Annotated in this window: 3 pseudogenes; all 3 read left to right on the top strand. The window is 67.9% G+C overall.

From position 1 onward, the window contains the following. Positions 1-223: 223 nt before the first annotated feature. Positions 224-481, top strand: a pseudogene (locus AB0N17_RS46415) (hypothetical protein); the annotation flags it as partial. Positions 482-905: 424 nt separating this feature from the next. Next, positions 906-1,028, top strand: a pseudogene (locus AB0N17_RS46410) (transposase); the annotation flags it as partial. A gap of 155 nt (positions 1,029-1,183) precedes the next feature. Then, positions 1,184-1,924, top strand: a pseudogene (locus AB0N17_RS46405) (amino acid permease); the annotation flags it as partial. Positions 1,925-1,936: the final 12 nt, after the last annotated feature.

Below are 1,936 nucleotides of genomic sequence, written 5' to 3'. Positions count from 1 at the left end.
CTCACCATCACGCCAGGCGGCACCCCTGTGACCTGACCATCTGAGCCAGCGTCACAAAAGCATCCCAGCCGACCGCAAGGGACTGCCCCTCTACGCTCGCCTGGTGGTGGGCATCTTCGTATCAGTAACCCAGACCGGTTGCACCGGCCGCTGTGAGGCCGGGAAAATCGGGGGCGTCCGGGACGCCGGCGAATCTGTGCTGCCTGTGAGCTCGAGTGTCCGTATGGCGCCGGGAGCCGGTGCGCACCCCGAGTTCGAGCGGTCGGCGTTCGCGCAGGCAGGAGATCCGGACCTTCGCCACCACAACCAGGACTGCCTCAACGTCATCCTCGTCAATGCCGCCCACGCCAAGGGCCTGCCCAGCCGCAAGACCGATGTCGCGGACTCCGCGTGGCTCTGCCAGCTGGGCGAGTTCGACCTGCTCAAAGCCTCCTTCGTGCCGCCGGAGCCGATCCGGCACCTGCGCGATCTCACCCGCTACCGCTCCACCCTCCCCAGCGAGCTGTCGCGGGAGGCCCAGCGCCTGGAGAAGGAGCTCGAGGACGCCGGGATCAAGCTCTCCACTGTGGCCACCGACATCCTCGGGGTGTCCGGGCGGGCCATGCTGGACGCGCTCATCGACGGGGAACGCGACGTCCACACGCTCGCGCCGATGGCCAGGGCCCGCATGCGGCCGAAGATCCCCGCACTGGTCGAGCCGCTGACGGGGAACTTCGGCGAGCACCACGCGTTCCTGTGTCGGCTCCACCTGGAACGGATCGATCAGCTGAAGATCACAATCGCGGAGCTGTCAGCGCGGATCGAGGAGGAGATGCGCCCTTTTGCCCGGCAGCTTGAGCTACTGCAGACCATCCTCGGCGTCGGCCAGGGTTGCCGAGGTCCTGACCGCGGAGACCGGCGCCGACGTGGCCCGCTTCGCGACCGCTGGACACCTCGCATCGTGGGCCGGCGTCTGCCCCGGCCACCACGAATCTGCGGGCAAGCAGAAGTCCGGGCGCAGACGCCACGGCAGCCGTTGGCTCGGCCCGGCACTCGGGACCGCGGCGATGGCCGCCTCCCGCGACCGCACTTACCTTGGCGCACGCTATAGACAGCTCACGCCCCGCCTCGGCAAGAAGAAGGCCCATACGCCCCGGAACGACACGCTCAGGCATACCAACAGGCTAACGACCCCCGCCGTCCCGGCGGTCTGGAGATCGTCACCATCGCGGCCGCCGAGTCAGACGACCCGGCCCGCGCCGTCGGCCGCACTGTGCGCAGCGCGGTGTGGCGCATCCTCCTCTTCTACATCGGCTCGATGCTGGTCATCGTCACGGTACTGCCGTGGACTGCGGCGAAGCCCGGGCAGAGCCCTTACGTCGCGGTCCTGGACGCCATCGGTGTGCCGGCGGCTGGGCAGATCATGAGCATTGTGGTGTTCATAGCGCTCCTATCCGCCCTCAATGCCAACATCTACGGCTCGTCACGGATGGCATTCTCGCTAGCTGAGCGGGGCCAAGCGCCCACAGGGCTGCTGAAGGTCTCCGACGGTGGGGTTCCGCGCCGGGCCGTGCTCGCATCGGTCACGTTCGGCTTCGTATCCGTACTGCTCAATCTGAAGTGGCCGGACTCCGTCTTCCACTACATGCTCAACGCGATCGGCGCGGTGCTGCTGTTCGTGTGGGGCCTGATCGCCGTGTCGGAGCTGCGGCTGCGCCGCCGGCTCGAGCACGAGGCACCGGAAAATCTTCTCCTCAGGATGTGGTGCTTCCCGTGGCTGACCTGGCTGGCGCTCGCCGGGATCGTGGCCGTGCTTGCGCTGATGCTTGACGACGACGCAGCCCGCCCTCAGGTGCTGTGGTCAGCGGCCGCAACAGCGCTCGTGCTTCTGGTGGCCTGTGTGTGGGAGTCGCGTGACATGCGGTCGAGCCTCGGCTGCCGGTAGCTGGATGGTGCG

This window comes from Streptomyces sp. NPDC051133, assembly GCF_040682635.1.
Classification (GTDB): Bacteria; Actinomycetota; Actinomycetes; order Streptomycetales; family Streptomycetaceae; genus Streptomyces.
Note: the sequence above shows the minus strand (reverse complement) of the source record. Positions and strands in the feature narration are given on the sequence as shown.